This is a genomic window from Bacteroides sp. K03 (genome assembly GCF_019734355.1).
GTDB classification, from domain to species: domain Bacteria; phylum Bacteroidota; class Bacteroidia; order Bacteroidales; family Bacteroidaceae; genus Bacteroides; species Bacteroides nordii.
On record NZ_JAASHC010000002.1, the window covers coordinates 328,195 to 345,756 of the forward strand.

The window sequence follows — 17,562 nt, forward strand, 5'->3', positions numbered from 1 at the left end:
GACTAACTCTGAAAGGCTGACAATGCCTTTACGCATATAAGTAGCAACTTCAGGAGAGAGAAGAATCGCTCTTGGGAATACCGGTAACCGTTAGCGGGTTTAAACGGATTTCTTCCATTTCGAATTCACGAAGACGTTTCTTGTTGTCACGATACCATTTAATGAAGTTGCAATACTCAACACCTTCGTATACAATAGGCATTGATCGAAATCTTCCAAGGAGCAGTATCTGTTTGATAACGGAGTAAAAACTCACTGTAAAATTCACTCATATTCATTCTTTCTCAATTTTTAAGTAAAACCCAAACGGAGCCATATCAAGAGCCATACAATGAGCGCTTACGGACATTGGATTGTTTTATTATCTAAAATCCGCAATTTCATCACCAAATTTTCCTGCACTTTTACGTATAATATCAAGACCATGCGTCTTTTTAATACCATGATATGTATTAGGAAGCTTAACGGCCCTTCCCAACTGATAAGTTAGTGATATCTTGAAAACCACATCATTTGGTTGATATAGATGAGAAATGTCATCAATATGGTTAAACCTGCAATTATTCATTGTCTTTATTCCCAATCCTGCTGAGTTATATCCATAACCAAAGATGTTTTTCGCAGTGCTATTCGCAATTGCATATTGCATCAACCCACCGCCCAACGAATGACCATACACATTAATTGGAAAATCTTTAAATTTATGTCTTCTATCACGACTATCTGATACCGATTGGACTATATCAAGAGCCAGTGTGTAAATTTTATCAGACCCAAAGAAGAACTGTCTTAGATCCGTAATCAAGTTATGAATATCTTCCGTACCTGCAAATCCAACATATATAGCCTTATTGTCATCTTCGTTCCTGTATGCCACATAGGTATTCAGATTCCCTGACAAATGTTGCTTTCCACAAATATCTATACCGCCTTTGCTCTCAAAGTCCAAATTATAACGTTCCAAATAAACGTTAGTAAATATTCGATTTGCAATATCTGCAGATTTAGCAGGAATCGTATAAGCCAAATCCACATATTTTATACCATCAAGGAGTGTATCCATTGCTTGTGTTGCCTTTTTCCGATTTGTTTCTCCCAAAATACGAGGTATGTGAAAACTCTGACAACCACTCAAAACAGATATATAATCTACAAAATGGAACTTAGTCGCAAGTGAATCTGTGATGTCCAACAAACGCAAAGTTCCAAATAATCCGTAATCTATACCATCATTATATTAGGGTCTTTTCTTTTGAGAACAAACTAACTGCGGTATTAGAATACCTCCAGTCTCCGTAGGTTGTCATTTCAATCGATTGCCACATGTGCATCATGGAGTTGTGAAAGCTCAAAAATCCTAAGGCCGTGACGTTGTGCAGTCTTCCTAAAAATTCAGCAATACGATGGAACAACAAGTTTTGAAGATTCTTTCTGTCATAATTGGACAGTGAATCATAAGGGACATAGTTTCCGTCTATAGAGAAACACTCACCTAAAACATAAAGAATCTCAGATACCTCATCAGCATATCGCTTCTTCGTTCGATCATCAAGTCCCTGTTGAAATCTTTCTATCAAATTCTCAACACTATCATGAATAAATCTATTATCATGTTCATCAAGAGAATAGAATTTCTCCTCATCAATAGACTAAATCTCATTTAGGAATATATCCAAATTCTGAAAATGACGTCTAAGTTGCTCAAGAAAACAATGAGAATGATAAGATAGTATAGATAATCCATATAGTATAAAAGTAATGTCAATGGTAAACAGGTACACACATAACAGTTGCAGCAACTAAAGTGTTTACATCAAGCCTCCATTGGTGTCGTGTTAACTTCTGTATGAGAACTCTGGCTACTTTCGTTGACCATATTATTCAAGCCCTAAACGCCGAATCATTTTCTTCACGTTATTAGGCCAAAGATCTTTTTGATTAACCTTTATCCCAAAAGTATCTGATGAAATTACGGTATTCAACACCTTCAGAAATACAATAGGCATTGATCGAAATCTGCCGGGGAGCAGCATCCGTTTGATAACGGAATAAAAAATCACTGTAAAATTCATTCATGTTCATTCTTTCTCGATTTTTAAGTTCGAGGCAAAGATAATGGACTAACAAAAACAAGACAAGAGCCATACAGTGAGTGCTTACTTATCATTGGCAAATTCTAAATTTTCACTTTTCATTTTCAAGCGAAGTTAGATATTCTTCATGTAGATGGTAATATCTCTTTTTGAAGATTACATAAACACTAGCAAACGCCACAAACGAACAAATCAGGTAAATCCAGTGACATACGATAGTATTAGGGCATATGAATAAAAAAACTAAGGAAACAACTAACTGCATAGCCATATAAATGAGTGAGACCTTCACATGTCCAATCTTTAATTCATTAGCCATCAACTGGAATGCATGCTTGCGATGAGCCTTTCCAAGGTTCTCATGTAGCATAATACGATGCATAATCGTCAAGCAACCATCAATACCATAAATTAAAAGGAAAATCAAATATGTAATATCTTCAGTCTGCATAATCAATTTACCAATAGCAAACAACATGATAAAGGCAATGCCAATACTACCGACATCACCTGCAAAACACTTGGCTCTACCTTTGGAGTGGAAATTGAAAATACAGAAAACGACTATACCTATGATAACGGTCATGAGCAATGAGTTTTCAATAAATCCTCCGCCATTATCTATGTTAGTAAGATTCTGATTGACTAATGCTAAAGGTGCCAATACTGCCAAGGAGTAACCTGCTGTTATACCGTTTACACCATCCATAAAATTGATAATATTAGTTGCTCCCACACATACGATCAATGCAATGATAACTACCCACCAATATTGCCATTGCAATATTCCAAGTGAATAAAACATCAATCCCATCGAAAGAAACTGTACTACGAGACGGAAACTATCTGGCAGGGAATGAATATCATCAATAAAGCTCACACCTGCAACTAGTACCAAGCCTATAATGAAAGGTAGGTAATTACCGAAGCAGAAACCTTCTACAACAGTGAAACCACCTGCAACTATACTAATAGTCCATACAATAACCGAAATAGCAAAGATGATACCGCCACCTCTCAATACAATTGAGGAATGGCTTGAACGCTCATTTGGCTTGTCAATGATATTAAACTTGTCTGCAATCTTAAAGTACACAAGTTCCGCAACAAGCAATACCACGAAGATAATACCATAAATCAATATTGTATCCATATTCTATTTCAAAGAATCAGCAACGCATTTCAAACTATCTTCCAATGATACCAATTGATAATCAAAGTCGTGCTTGCTCATCTCTGGATCATAATAGTAAGTAGCAAACATCTTATTAATCGGTTGCAAGACGAAACTTCCTAACCATACCAAAGGGTTAAACAACTTTGTAATCCAGACCTTATGTCCGGATTCTTTTGCAAAAAAACGAATAATCTCAACAGTATCACTCTGCTCTCGGTTTTGAGGATAGAAGGTTCCTTCCATCTGGCGAATAATAACTTGCTTTACGAATTCTGCAAGATTATCTATATAAAGCATGCTTCTCTTATTATGCCATTCTGGGAATAATGGAGTTTTTGATGCTAAAGTTGCCAAACGAGGGAAGTTTCCTTTTGCATTAGGACCATATATCATAGGTGGTCGAAGAATACATACTTTAAATAATGGGCTTTCCAGCTCGTGTAATCCCTTTTCCGCCTGAAGTTTGCTATCCCCATAAAAACCATTCGGATGCTCACGAGTATCAAAAGTAAGCTTTTCAGCCTTCAACGATTGGCTTTCGTGAAATACGATCTGACTGCTCATGAAGATGAACTGCTTTACCCCAGCCTCCTTAGCATGTTTAGCAACCTCGATAGTCAAATCCCGATTGACCTTATAATACAATGCTTCCATCTTAGAATCCGCATTCACATGTGCAATACCAGCCACATGATAAACAACATCATAATGGGAATAATCAGTATTCTTCCAATTATCACCCATTGTATCTACGGCATCGATTTCAAAATTATACGATGTAGAAAGGATATATTTCCGCACGCTCTCACCAACATAGCTACCAGCGCCTGTAATTAAAACCTTTATCATAATAATGTTTAATAAACTTACAAATAACCATTCATTTTGCGCCAACAATAATGTCAAAACTTCCAAAATGGAGTCCAAAGCACTTCCGAAGGATAATATTGAAGAAATGAAGAAAGCCGTTTCATCTTCATCCAAACCCGTTTCGGAGCTGGATAATTATCAAGATTGTGCATTCTTACATCTCCTCGACCAAAATCCCTAGATAATAATATTTAACACAATAAATACCTGCTTTGATATCAGAGTTACATAAGAGATATTTATCATCAATATCAAATATTTCTTTTTGAGCACACATAACTGCTACTGAGAAGCATAATAGCCCCATATTCTTCAATATTTTGACCATTTGGAAACGATCAAATGAAAAAAGATGTAGTAATCAAGAAATTGTTTCAATCCAACTCCTTCGTGAAAGATATGCTTATAGATATGCATAAGAGAATATACAACATTGAATCCAACACTTAGATATACATATCCAAGATTCTTATCAAATAATTGAAATTGAGTTTTACCCTCTCCTTGAAAATATTCTTTGTATTTTTAAAACGAAATGAATTATGTGTATAACTAGGAATGAAATGGATCTCAGTAGTAGCATCGTTAAACATCAGCACATCGGTATGATGTATCACTATGTCTTTTATTTTGTAATATTTGATTGAGAAACGATAAAATTTCCTTTCTTGATCCCTCAACCCATAAATCTATATCTCCAGACTGCCTTCTAAGAGAATTTGGATAAAGTTGAGCGACACCTTGGCCTTTTAGAAGGCAACTTCTGAAATTTCCATCATCAAAAAATGCGGATAACATCAGCAGCGCGCTGATCTAACTTTTTATTCTGTTCCTCTATTATTTTGGTATAACCATACCATTTCACTATAAAAATCGAAAAACATTCAGAATCTACTACTTGTGGTATTTGTTGAGTATCTATCAATTTTTAAAACCAGTAAAAGGAAGATAATAAGTGAATGTTTCTGAGCAATCTCAAAAGGTTCATGCCATTCTGATTCGGTAGGAATACGTGATAATTTGGGAATCTTTCCTATTGAAAACTTGGAAAAGTTCTTTTAAAAGCTCCATCAATTATTATTTATTATGCTGATATGCTCTTTTTCTTTCGTCCAAGTACATTTTTGGTACTGCACATAAAAAATTACCTACACGACTGAGCTGCTTTTTTGGTTCTTTAAAGATTCGCTCTAACCAGATGAAACGTAATCCTACAATTTCTTTTTTATTATTATGTAAATCTCCTGTATAGAAATTGAATGCTGCACCTATACCGAATAAAACCCCTTGTTCAATATAGGGAAATATTTTGGATATAAAAATCTCTTGCTTTGGCGCACCAAGACTTACCCACACGATATCAGGCTTCAATTCATTTATTTGTTTGGCAATTGAGGGATAATCAAAATCCTCAACTGAAACAAATGGAACATCTACATGTTCTAAACTCAGTGAGAGTCCCTTTTCTGCAACCTTAGACTTTATCTGATCAACTTTTGAAGCTTTATTCCCCAGGAGTACATGCTTATAAGGCCGTTCTATATAGTATTCAAATAATTCAGGTCCATTGAAAGCTGAATAATGGGTACCATAGATAGAATTAGCCATCTTAGAGATAGAACTACCGTCACATGTATTAATATTTGCTCCCGTGACAATTTCCCTGTATTTGAGGTCCTTTTGTGCAATAGTAATAACATTAGCGTCCACAACGCAAACATACGCCTTTTGTTTTTTTTTGATGTAGTCCTCAACAGTCTTACAGAAGACCCTAGAGTCAAATTCTATGTGAATATTAAAAATGTTCATAAACAATCAGTCTTTATGATGCATCAAAAAATCTTTTTGTACTTCCTTATATATTTCGACACTTCTACTGTATACATTATTCATCGAAAATCTTTCATCAAATGTAGTCATGCCATTTTTTATTAGTTTTTTTCTAAGGCTTTCATCTTGATAAACTTCTTCTATCTTTGAAGCCAAATCTTCAATATCACCAACCTTATGAATTTTAACTGTTTCTCGCTTATTATTTAATGAAGGAATATAACCTGCATTTGATGCCACAACAGGTAGCCCCATTCCAATGGCTTCACGAATAGTATTTGGCATTAAATCAATTCGAGTTGGAAGAACTGCCATAATCGCGCTTGCAGCTAACGCATATACATCATCATGATCTTCAACAAACCCGGAAAAAGTTAATAAATTACTAGCTTGATATTCATCTGCTATTGAACATAAATACGACTTGTATGAATCTGTACATTTACCGATAATTAATGTTTTTAATTTCAATCCTTTAGAGCATAGTAGAGAAATTGCCTTAACCAAATCTTCAACTCCTTTATCAGATGTAACCCGCCCATAAAATGAAATATCATATTTCTTGTTAATATGACTGGCCATAATTTTCGGTCTCCTAGTAATATTTCCACCACTCAAAAATCGTTTCTGCCCATTTTCAAAAGGCTTGAATTCAGGCATATCTGGAAGATTAGGAGAAACAACCAAATAGTTAGCAGAAGTGTTCAACTCTTTCTCAATTCTCCTCCTAATATTCTGAAATTTTTGATCTAAACGTAATGGTCGATCCTCTGCTAGATATGCGTATCCTTGTATGGTGATGAGTATTGGATATCTATCTAATAAAGGAATTACTCCTGCCGAATAATCTGGATTCTCAGTACCATACACATGAACGACATCGGGAACAATTCGATCCACAATTTTTGGGACCTCATTAAATGTTGTTTTGAAATTTGTTAATACGTTTGCGGCTCTCTCCGCAATCTTATAAGGTTCATCATGGTTTAATTTACATCTGACAATTGGAGCAATAATGGTGGAAAGTAAAGATGGAGAATAATGAAAGAAATGAAAATATATACCATCTTTTTGACATTCAAAATTCGTATTTGAAGTATAATTTGGAGCAACTACATGTAATTCAACGTCATTTTTTTTCTTATATAAATTAATATACTCCTGAATCCAAGGAGAAAGCTCTCTAAAATAATGCTTCAAACCAAGCATTTCTTCAGTTTCCTTACTCCAATAATGACAAATTAGTGCTACTTTAATCATGTTTATTATAAACCTTTACATTTTCTCTTGAAAAAAGTTAGTAAATGGGCTAAAATATTTTTTATCCCACACCTTCTTTTTTGAATTTTCCAGAACAAAGAAGAAGTATATCTTCGATTTGGGCTGACAAAACAAGGGTGTTTAATTTCGCCAGGCAATTCATGAGATGGAATCATTAAATAACTTGCTGAAGCTGGCACATGAGTACCAGAATCAAACCCAATATATTTGATTTGGTTGTAGACTGGAATAATTGAAAGATATGAGTTTTTATACCTAGCATAAAACCATTGAGTATCCCATGAATGCTTTTTCTCTTCTTCAATGTTTAAAAATCGTTTTTTAAAATGATAATTATAATGCCATCCTAAAGTTTTAGACCCAATGATATCATAGGATTTCCCTTCAGCATAGAATCTATTAAAATCTGACATTTCCATATCAAATTGAAGCCAACGATTTTTCCAAGTCGCCCAACCTAAAGAATTACCTAATAAAGAAAATAAATAATCGTAGCCATGAAAAAAATCACTATCTTGTAGAGGAGACCAACCTGAAATCATGCCAATTCGGTTGTCTGCAGCATATAACTCGAGCATCTCGTCACAAAATGTAAAAAACGAATGACACGGGAGACAATCATCTTCTAGGACGATTAAACGATCACAATGTTCAAATGCCCATGATATTGCCGTAGATGGAGCATAACCACAACCAAGATTTCTTTCTAGATAACGTGTATGAACAATACAATCCCAATCTACCATCTTAGAAATACCTTTTACCTGCTCAGTACCGATCCTATCAGACTCATTACCGTCTCGAGGACCATCAACTGCGATAAATAGAATAGGAGGTTTTGCCAGTCTTACGCGATCAAAAACCGTTCTCAAAGTATCAAATCGATTGAAAGCAATAAGTAATACCGGTGTTTTCATCTCTATTTATATTTTTTGTAGCAACTAGGCCAGAACCATGGAAAAAAGAAATGCGTCCAATTAGTAATAAATGTTATACAAGCAAGAAATAGTCCATAATGTTTTCTTTTAAAATAAAACATTTCAAATGGATTATTACCAACGGGACTCAAAAAATTATTCCATCTCTTAACAAAAGAATGAGTTGGATCCATCCAAACGACAGTTTTTTCATGAAGATTGCACTCCCCAAAAACACCTATACCAGTATAAACAGGAATTCCATGTTCTTTTGCTCTAAAACCATAATCGGTATCACCTGCTGCATGTCTATAATATGGATCATTAGTACCAAGTGCTTTGTAAACAGAACGAGGTACCAATACTATATTCCCATTTATAGCATCGCAAACCTGATGTGTACTCAAGTCCACATTCAGTCTATAATTGGACCAGCCTCCATAAGTGATTTTTGAAGGATTACCTACTTCGCATGTTGAGCCTACGATAATCGCTCTATCATGATATATACTTGAATCAACTAGTAATCTCGAAATGGCATCTTGTTTTATAAATGTATCATCATTAAGCCAAAGATAATAATCATAATCATTTTTTAAAGCTTCGCACCAAGCCACATACATTCCCCGATTCCAAAATAGGCTTCCATCTCCACTAATTATTTTGACATCAGGGAATAGCTTAGATATTGCTTCTGGAGTTCCATCTGTGCACCCATCATCAGTTAGATAAACATCAATATGAAAAGTATCCCTGTCATATTGTTGATTATTCAAGTCCGTAAGACATCTAATAGTAGTATCTTTACGGTTAAAAACTGTCATTAATATTGCAATAGTTCTCATCCTTTTATATACATAAAATTCCTATTAGAAGGATAAATTAAGAATATCACTATCCAAAAGAATGGATAATTCAAAAAATACTCACCATTGAGTAACATAATATAGATTACAAGAAAAACCAATTTAAAATATGACTTTTCTGAAGGAGCATTTCTGTATATGGTAATAAAAAACATAAGCATCAATGGAATACCAAAAGAGTTAATAACGCCTGTGAAACCGTTACCAGCTCCTGCCATTAACTCACCAATACCTGGATATTTTTGATCCATAATGAATCCATTTCCAATAATAGGATGCCTGGCAATATTTAATAGGTCGATTTGAGCTGAACCCATACGTGTCCAAGAAATATCCCCATTACTCATTGACATAGCATTATTATATTCACTTACAATTTTACCTCCCATAAAGTCTAAAGAATTGAACATCCACATAGAAATGCATATGATAGACACTATTGAAACAACCCTTAAAAATGGATTTTTGACATTTTTGAAAAGTACAAGAAAAATAAAAACACCAAATGTCAAATATCCAGTTGTACTCATAGTCGAAAGAAGAGCAAGAAACAAAATAAAACTCTCTTTTTTATATGTTTTATAAAATTGCTGAATAGAATTTGTATATAATAGAGGAACTAAAAGAATATATCCTTGAAAAGCGCCAGGCTCCCAGAACATACCTGCATTTCGCATATCGATAAATTGTGATCTAGGTATATAATTATATAATACTAAAGAGACATAGCGATCAAATCTGATACCACTAAATTCAATTCCTATATAATTTATAAAAAATAGTGGTAGCGAAATTAGGGATAGCAAGACCATGACACGCATGTATACATATCTAAATTTAACCCCTAAGATTGATGCAACCAAAAAACAAGAATAAATTTTTGATAAGAAGTTAATATCAGCAGGTATAGAAACTAGTTCTCCTACAGCAGCTTGGCAGATAAAAACAAAAACAAATCCCATCATCCAACGAAAAAGGAAATTATCAGAGATTTTCTTTTTCGTTGATAAAGAAATAATTACTAAGATAACTGATACTATGATATATAACCAATCACTTGTAAATACAGTAATTGGATTGCCACTTATTACTAAGAACAATAAAACTACTACATAATCTAGAGTTGTAATATTACTATTTTCAATACGCATTGATTCCGCTCGTGTTTAATGATGTTTAAAAACAAACTGCTTAACCTTTTGTCTTTCTAAAGAATCAAGCAGTAAGAAATAACCACCTCCTAATGATAATAGTGTAGAAACTATCCCTACAACAAAAAATCTCAAATAACCATATTGTAACATATTAGTTATAACAAGTAATATACAACTTGTAATACAAATTAACAAAATACTTGGAAATAACAAAGTTCGGAGAAAATTATTAAGATCGTAATTATACAATTTATGGGCATAAACTAGATTAACAATACATTGCCCCATACTAATGATCATATTAATATATAGAGCAGAGTAAAAACTAAATCCAATCTTAAACGATGCCCAAACCAAAACAATATTAACCATATACAATATCGAAACGAAAATTTGTTGCTTTCGTATGTGTCCTGTTGCATGAACACCCTGATAATGAAAATAAGTAAAAGATTGAATATTTATATATACTAATACTAAAGTGACTAACTCAGGAGAATACTGTGGTGGAGTTTTTAGCCAAAAAGTTAATAAAAAATCAGATTCAAATATTACAGGAAACGACAAAGTTATTAACAACAAGAAAGTCATTTTTGTACCTGTATTTATAATTCTGTGCATTGTCTTTAAATCACCAGCCCCATAAGAAGACATCATCTGAGGAACAACAGCTAATTTAAAATTGGTTATAAAGCCATTAACAATATTTGAAACTTGAACAGCAATAGCATAAGCTGCGTTAATTGCAAGCCCAAAGAACAAATTGATAAGAAAAACCAATCCCTGCACTTTTGCTAGTTGAGCTAAAACTGTTATCACAAGCATTGAAATAAAGTCTAGCATTTTTTTTACTAGTATAGAATCCCATAAAGGCTTAGTACAAGATTCATCAAATTTGTAAGCTAGCCATGTTAGACTTCCAATATATGCTACTGTTACTCCGAGGTTCAAAAAAGACAAAGTAATTAATTTGTCATAAGAGATCGTTACAAGTAAATATAATACCAATAATCGTAGAATAGCAATTGCTATTTCGATTGAAGCCATCTTAGTAAACATTTCACGAGCACGAAGTAATGCAGCATGAGGAACATTTAAAATATTTAATATCAAAGAGACTACTGATATCTGAAACACCATCTGTGCTGCCCACATTCTACTATCGGGAATATTCATTTTAGATAGAAAGAAAACCGCAAAGATTTCAGCTACAATAAAAGTAAATATTGCAACGATTATATGCAAGCTAAGACCAACACCAAATACTTTTTTTAAGTTGCTTTCATTATCTTGACCAATCTCTATACTAAAATATCTTTGAACTGCAGTACCCATTGAACCGTTAAGGAAGGTAAGCATTGATACTACACTTCCTACAAGATTGTTAAGTCCATAATCTTCAACACCTAACTGTTCAAGAGTTATTCGTGCTGTAAAAAAAGAAATCACCATAGTAAATCCAAGTCTCAAATACAAGGCTATGGTATTCTTTGCTATTTTTCCTTTATCTACTTGAAATGCCATATTATTCTTTAGAAAGAAAGTTGTCAGGAATAGGCAAATTTTCTCTTTTATTAGCAATGATAGCCCTATATATATCTACCCAATGACGCATTTCCGTTGTATTATTCAATATTTCTTTAACAGTAATAGCTGCGTTTTGCAAAATTTTGTTAGCAAAACTATCGTCTTCCATTAATAAAAACATATTTTCTGCCATGGCAGAATAATCACCCTTTTCAGATAATATTACACTTTCACGAAATTCGTTAAGCGTCGGAGTTCCTGGAGTAATTGTTGTAACAACAGGAATTCCATTAGCCATAGCTTCGCGGATTGTACCAGAAATATAATCGATCTTTAATGGAAGAACCGCAAAACGGGCTTTTCTAACAAGTTTGATTACATCATCATGAGTCTTTTGCTTACCAGCAAAAGTAACACTCCCCTCAACACCGAAGATTCTTAATCTGTCAACAAGCTTATTATAAATGCTCAAATTATATTCACCAACCATCAATAAAGTCGCATTGGGTTTTTGTTTTGTCAACAAACAAAATGCCTCTACAGCCCAGTCTCCTGCTTTTTCTAGTTCCTTCGAAAAATATACAAAATCAAAATCTTTTTTGCATGGATTAAGATTAATTGGTTCTGATAAAGCTAAGGTAGTATTAAGAACAACTTTATCTTTATCAATCACTTCATGCACAAGTTTCACGTACTTCGAAGCTTTATTTCCGACATAATCAGATCTTCTCAATACTTTTATCTCTGCATCTGCTTTTTGTTTATATACATTTTCATTCAAAATATAATTTCTCTTAAAATCTCGATCATTAACAAAAGTTTGCAACTGAGTAATAATTGGAAATTTATGAGGAATTTTTAATATTGATAATGCATAATGTGCATTTTCAGCACCAATTAGATGAATAATATCTGGGTTAATCCTAAGTATTATGTCAGAGATTCTCTTACTATTTTTATTATACTGACAGTAATGATTATTATTAATTTTACGAAGAATCATCTCTTTCGTTGAACGAAACTCATTGTTAATGAAATAGTATTTTATGCCTTCTATTTCAAAGCGGGCAACACTAGTATTCAAATAATTAAATGGAGCAATTACATGTAATTCAACATCACCAAAAGATTTAAACTCTTCAATTCCATTCGTTATCCATTGTCCTAAATCGGAATGAGATACAGTTATATTTTCTCCATGAAACCACTTAACAAAAGATTCAAAAACGTTAGGCTTAAAATGTAATTTTGCTCTAATTTTCTCATTAGAGAATTCAGTAATCCATACGACTTTTATTTTTGGTACCATTTATTCTCTTACCATCTTTAGATATTCATCCCAATTTCCCATATCTTGATAATCATTTTGGCTGATTGGATAAACACCAACTCTCCTTCCATTTTCCTTTAAAGCTTCCATTAAGTGCGTAATATGAAAGAAATCATTTGGTATCAAATCAAACACCGTAGGTTCAAGAATATAGAGTCCAGTATTAATCTGGAATGACAAGGTCGGTTTCTCTTCAATAGACTCCAACAATCCATTCTCACCAGTAATTATTGTACCATAAGGAATTGAAAGTGTTTTGATTGCAGCTATAACTGTCAATTCATTCTTATTTTGTTTATGGTAATTTAGTATTTGAGCATAATCCTCATTGATAAGAATATCACAATTAGATACGAAAAATGTGCTATGTATTTTATCCTTTAGCAGAACTAAACTACCCGCGGTACCCATAGGTTTTTCCTCCTGGAAATAGCTAACATTATAATCAGGATTCTTAATAAAATCAAAATAGTTTTTTATTGTATCTGCCTTATAATTGACTGATAAATAGAAGTCATGACAATTATAATCGACAAACTTGTCCATAATAGTTTCAATTATGGTCTTTTCACCTATTGGAATTAAGGGCTTAGGGTAGATATTAGTTAAAGGGGCTAAACGAGTTCCTTTTCCACCTGCCATAATAATGACAGGGATAGACAAAGATTCTTTATCATTTTTTTTTCCAAAGAAATCTTTCCAGAAATACACCTCAACCAAATTACCAGATTCATCAAGAACCGGCATACATTCGGCACGGAGACGCTCCATTTTTTCTTTTATAGAATCTATTATCTCTTTGTTTGATGCATATATTTTATTCTGATCTAAAATGGCAGAAACAGGCTGAGTTAAGTCAATGCTTTTTAATATAGCTCTTTGTACATCCCCAATAGTTAATAATCCATCAAACTTCTCATCATTAAACACAAAGAGTATCTTAGTTTTTTCTGAATCCATTCGTCTTAAACTCTTAATAATAGATGTTTCGGACGAAATAATACGATTTCTAATATCTTGCTTCATAACGTTTATTTTATTATGGAATTCCGCGAATCTTTGTTATCAATCACATGAGCCGGATTTCCTAAAATCACAGCACCTAAAACTGAATTGTCTATTAATACGTTTGAGGAACATCCAACTAAAGTATAAGGAGCTAACTTAACTCTGTTTCGAATAGTAGAATTCAAACCAATGAATGAATTGTGTCCAATTATCACATTACCACCAACAACGCATCCCGAAGCAACAAAGCAATTTGATTCAATTGTAATATGGTGCGTAAGGGATACATTAGAATAAATTATGCAAGACGACCCGATTGAAACATATGGTCCAACATATGTGCCAGGCATAATAATACATCCTTCACCAATATCATCAGAATAAATATTTGCATTTTTTGAAATATAGGAGAACAAAGTAATGCCGTCATTTTTTAATTCTTCATTTACACGTTCTCTAATACAATTCATTTTTCCATAACCAATTGTATTTAATACTACGAAATCCTCTTCCTTATATTTATCTTTAAGTTTTTCTTGTGCAATAATAGGGAGACCATAAAGAGTATTTTCTTTTATAAACTCTTTTTTTGTAGAAAAACCTATTACATCATAAATACCTTCCCGACTAATTAATTCAGCAATTACAACAGAAAAAGGTGTAGTACCCATGATAATAATTTTTATCATTTCCATATAATAGATTTTGTTTCAGTATTATTACTAACAGTTATATTGAGATTATGACGAATTTCATTTACTCGCAAATCTAACTGATCAAAATCATTAGCCTCTAAAATAAAGAAATATCTTGAGGTTTTATCTATTGAAGCACCAATAGTTTTGCCTAAATATAAACTATCTAAATTATTATGATGAACAAATGATAATGACTTAACTTTATCAACACCAGAGATTGAATTAATAACGCCCTCAGGTAAAAAGAAAGCTATATAACATGCAACCCTGTTAAAATAAGAATAATTAGGAGTATTAACAACACGTTGCGTAGCTATGTCAATGATAAAGTCAGTAGAATTAAAACCTGTCATTAATGGAATAATGTCAGATGAAATATATACACCTCCTCCACGTGCAGCTATTTCAATCAAATAAACTTCATCTCCATCAATAATATATTCTCCGTGAGTCAACCCTCTATTTAGTCCAAAACCTTTTACAATTTTCTTATTTAGATCTAAAGTTTTTTTCAAAATAGAAGAACGATTGCGAGAAGGAAATACTCTTTCACAAGCAGAAAATGCATCAGGAATATTAAAATAATGAGTATCCCCACACACAAGGTTTTCTACAATTCCATCACAAGCAAAAGCCTCAATAACCAGCTCTTCACCAGTAATAAATTCTTCTATAAGGATAGCTTCTCCACGTGAATACCGAATAGCCTCCGCAAACTTAGACTTTAATTCTTCTAGTGTATCAACTTTATAAACACCTTTACTACCTTGATTGTTAATAGGTTTGATGATTGCTGGTCGAGACAAACTTGTATAGAATGACAACGCTTCCTCAAGAGTGTCTACAAGCGCATATTTAATGGTATTAATGCCAAGTTCTTTGCATTTTTCACGCATTAAATATTTATCTGTGAACAAGCATGCTGTATCATAGCCTATGCTCGGAAGACCAAGAACATCACACACATATGCTATTGTACGTACAGGTAAATCTGTCTGATCCGTAACAACTCCTTTAACACTGAATTTCTTTGCAATTTCCAGTGTAACATCCTTATCACAAAAATCAGCAACAACCCTATCCTTAACAAGGAGCATTCCTGGTTCATCATCATGAAGAGATACAACCACAGGATTGAAGCCCCGTGATTGTATCTTTTCTATTAATGGAACTTGTAAAGCACCTGCACCTAAAACTAATATATTATCCATATATTTCCTTTATACCTGCTTCCACAGTATCACAGATAAAATCAACCTGTTCCATAGACAGAGCTGCATACATTGGAAGTGTCACCTCATTATCTGTTACATATTCAGTCTGTGGTAATACCGCTGCTAACTCCTTATATGTAGAAAAACGATGAGCAGCAGGATAGTGAACTGATGTCTGAATACCTGCAGCATGAATAAATTCACGAAGAGCATTGCGTTTTTCCTTCGTCGAATCAAGAATAACAATTGGGAATATATAGTTTGAAACAAATTCAGTATTGTCTGCGAAAGGTACAACAATGCGAGGGTTCTTGGTCAAACGGTCTACATAACGCTTACGTACAGCAATACGTGTTTCAAGGTCGCCTGGCAACTTCTTCAACTGCTCAATAGCAATAGCAGCACGGATGTCATCCATACGGAAGTTGTATCCAAGACAAGTGATATCATATTCTGTAGCATGACCACTGGCACGCTGATATGACATAGTACTCATACCATGAGAGCGGATAAGACGTGCTTTTTGCGCCATTTCCTCGTTGTTAGTAATGAACATGCCTCCTTCTCCTGTAGAGATGTTCTTGTTTGAGAAGAAACTAAATGAGGCACAGTCACCGATAGTACCAAGCTTCTTTCCCTTATACTCAGAAAGAGGTCCATGACAAGCATCCTCAATAACCTTGAGGTTGTGCTTCTTAGCAATGTCCATAATAGCATCCATATCAGCAGGGAATCCAGCCATATGTACAACGATTATACCCTTAGTACGAGGTGTAATCTTTGCCTCGATATCCTTTGGGTCAATATTGATATGTTCAGGACCAACAATATCAGCAAATACAGGTGTTGCTCCTACATAACGAATACAGTTACAAGATGCTGCAAATGTTAGTGATGGACAAATGACCTCATCACCAGGACCAAAGCCACAAACCATACAGCAAACATGGAGAGAGTCTGTACAGTTAGACATTGATACAGCATACTTTACGTGCCACTGGTCAATGAACATTTGTTCGAGTTCAGCATTTTTTGGGCCAGTAGAGATCCAACCTGATTTAATAGTGCCATAAGCTGCCTGAGCTTCCTTCTCATCGAAGTTCAGATTAAACAATGAAATTTTGTAAGACATAATAAACTTTTATTTAAATTTTCTATCCTTTTTATAAAGGTATTCCCATAGAGAGCTGTCTACTATCATACCATTTTCCAACAATTTGATTAACTCTATCTGACTAACCTCATAGATTCCAATGTCTTCTGAAGGCTATCGATTATAGTCCATTGTCTTCTTAGCCTCTTCTGCTATAAAACAATAACAATAATTTGTCATCGCACTCGCATTTGGAGCGTTCCGACTTAGAAACGTCCAATTCTCAGAAGTATATCCTGTTTTTTCTAATAGTTCTCGCTTTGCTGCTTCAATTGGTTCTTCATTTAGTTCAACAATTCCTGCACAAATCTCAAAATAAACGCTATCTATTCCATGACGATATTATTTTTCTATGAGATATTGTCCAGTTTTAGTACAAACTATTACTACCACCCAATTTGGATACTCTAGAACATAATAATCATCAAGTTGGATTCCAGAGGG

The 17,562-nt window shown here is 33.7% G+C and carries 18 protein-coding genes; all 18 read right to left on the reverse strand.

Features of this window, described 5'->3' with window-relative positions; all coding sequences use genetic code 11:
• Positions 1-49: 49 nt before the first annotated feature.
• Positions 50-202, reverse strand: coding sequence for a hypothetical protein (locus HCG69_RS02510; protein WP_221648724.1), 153 nt, complete (start codon positions 200-202; stop codon positions 50-52).
• Positions 203-361: 159 nt separating this feature from the next.
• Positions 362-1,063: a hypothetical protein gene (locus HCG69_RS02515; RefSeq protein ID WP_221648725.1), complete on the reverse strand. Its 702-nt coding sequence runs from the start codon at positions 1,061-1,063 to the stop codon at positions 362-364.
• Positions 1,064-1,938: 875 nt separating this feature from the next.
• Positions 1,939-2,076, reverse strand: a complete 138-nt coding sequence (locus HCG69_RS02520) for a hypothetical protein (protein WP_221648726.1) — start codon at positions 2,074-2,076, stop codon at positions 1,939-1,941.
• Positions 2,077-2,184: 108 nt separating this feature from the next.
• The gene (locus tag HCG69_RS02525; RefSeq protein ID WP_221648727.1) at positions 2,185-3,246 is read right to left on the reverse strand and encodes a glycosyltransferase family 4 protein; all 1,062 of its coding nucleotides are present in this window, start codon (positions 3,244-3,246) and stop codon (positions 2,185-2,187) included.
• 3 nt (positions 3,247-3,249) lie between these two features.
• On the reverse strand, positions 3,250-4,119 hold the full coding sequence (locus HCG69_RS02530) for an NAD-dependent epimerase/dehydratase family protein (RefSeq protein WP_221648728.1): 870 nt from the start codon (positions 4,117-4,119) through the stop codon (positions 3,250-3,252).
• A 606-nt stretch (positions 4,120-4,725) separates the two neighbouring features.
• On the reverse strand, positions 4,726-4,938 hold the full coding sequence (locus HCG69_RS02535) for a nucleotidyltransferase family protein (RefSeq protein ID WP_195450278.1): 213 nt from the start codon (positions 4,936-4,938) through the stop codon (positions 4,726-4,728).
• A gap of 279 nt (positions 4,939-5,217) precedes the next feature.
• A complete protein-coding gene (locus tag HCG69_RS02540) occupies positions 5,218-5,949 on the reverse strand; it encodes a WecB/TagA/CpsF family glycosyltransferase (RefSeq protein ID WP_221648729.1) in 732 nt (243 codons plus the stop codon).
• A gap of 6 nt (positions 5,950-5,955) precedes the next feature.
• Complete coding sequence (locus HCG69_RS02545; RefSeq protein ID WP_221648730.1) at positions 5,956-7,230, reverse strand: glycosyltransferase family 4 protein; 1,275 nt, start codon at positions 7,228-7,230, stop codon at positions 5,956-5,958.
• Positions 7,231-7,235: 5 nt separating this feature from the next.
• Positions 7,236-8,168: a nucleotide-diphospho-sugar transferase gene (locus tag HCG69_RS02550; RefSeq protein ID WP_195450281.1), complete on the reverse strand. Its 933-nt coding sequence runs from the start codon at positions 8,166-8,168 to the stop codon at positions 7,236-7,238.
• A gap of 2 nt (positions 8,169-8,170) precedes the next feature.
• Entirely contained in the window at positions 8,171-9,013 is an 843-nt protein-coding gene (locus tag HCG69_RS02555) for a glycosyltransferase family 2 protein (RefSeq protein WP_221648731.1), read from the reverse strand.
• On the reverse strand, positions 9,010-10,185 hold the full coding sequence (locus HCG69_RS02560; RefSeq protein WP_221648732.1) for a hypothetical protein: 1,176 nt from the start codon (positions 10,183-10,185) through the stop codon (positions 9,010-9,012). Before HCG69_RS02560 ends, HCG69_RS02555 begins: the two co-directional genes overlap by 4 nt.
• A gap of 15 nt (positions 10,186-10,200) precedes the next feature.
• Positions 10,201-11,712, reverse strand: coding sequence for a lipopolysaccharide biosynthesis protein (locus HCG69_RS02565; RefSeq protein WP_195450284.1), 1,512 nt, complete (start codon positions 11,710-11,712; stop codon positions 10,201-10,203).
• 1 nt (position 11,713) lies between these two features.
• Positions 11,714-13,024 carry a glycosyltransferase family 4 protein gene (locus HCG69_RS02570; protein ID WP_221648733.1) on the reverse strand — a complete coding sequence of 437 codons (1,311 nt, stop codon included), beginning with the start codon at positions 13,022-13,024 and terminating at the stop codon, positions 11,714-11,716.
• A complete protein-coding gene (locus tag HCG69_RS02575; protein ID WP_221648734.1) occupies positions 13,025-14,071 on the reverse strand; it encodes a nucleotidyltransferase family protein in 1,047 nt (348 codons plus the stop codon).
• 5 nt (positions 14,072-14,076) lie between these two features.
• Positions 14,077-14,748, reverse strand: a complete 672-nt coding sequence (locus HCG69_RS02580) for a hypothetical protein (protein ID WP_195450287.1) — start codon at positions 14,746-14,748, stop codon at positions 14,077-14,079.
• Positions 14,739-15,962 carry an acetyl-CoA carboxylase biotin carboxylase subunit family protein gene (locus tag HCG69_RS02585; protein WP_221648735.1) on the reverse strand — a complete coding sequence of 408 codons (1,224 nt, stop codon included), beginning with the start codon at positions 15,960-15,962 and terminating at the stop codon, positions 14,739-14,741. The genes HCG69_RS02580 and HCG69_RS02585 overlap by 10 nt, the downstream gene beginning before the upstream one ends.
• Entirely contained in the window at positions 15,955-17,097 is a 1,143-nt protein-coding gene (locus tag HCG69_RS02590; protein WP_221648736.1) for a DegT/DnrJ/EryC1/StrS aminotransferase family protein, read from the reverse strand. The genes HCG69_RS02585 and HCG69_RS02590 overlap by 8 nt, the downstream gene beginning before the upstream one ends.
• Positions 17,098-17,232: 135 nt before the next feature.
• Complete coding sequence (locus tag HCG69_RS20825) at positions 17,233-17,448, reverse strand: NUDIX hydrolase (protein ID WP_221648750.1); 216 nt, start codon at positions 17,446-17,448, stop codon at positions 17,233-17,235.
• Between the last annotated feature and the right edge of the window lie 114 nt (positions 17,449-17,562).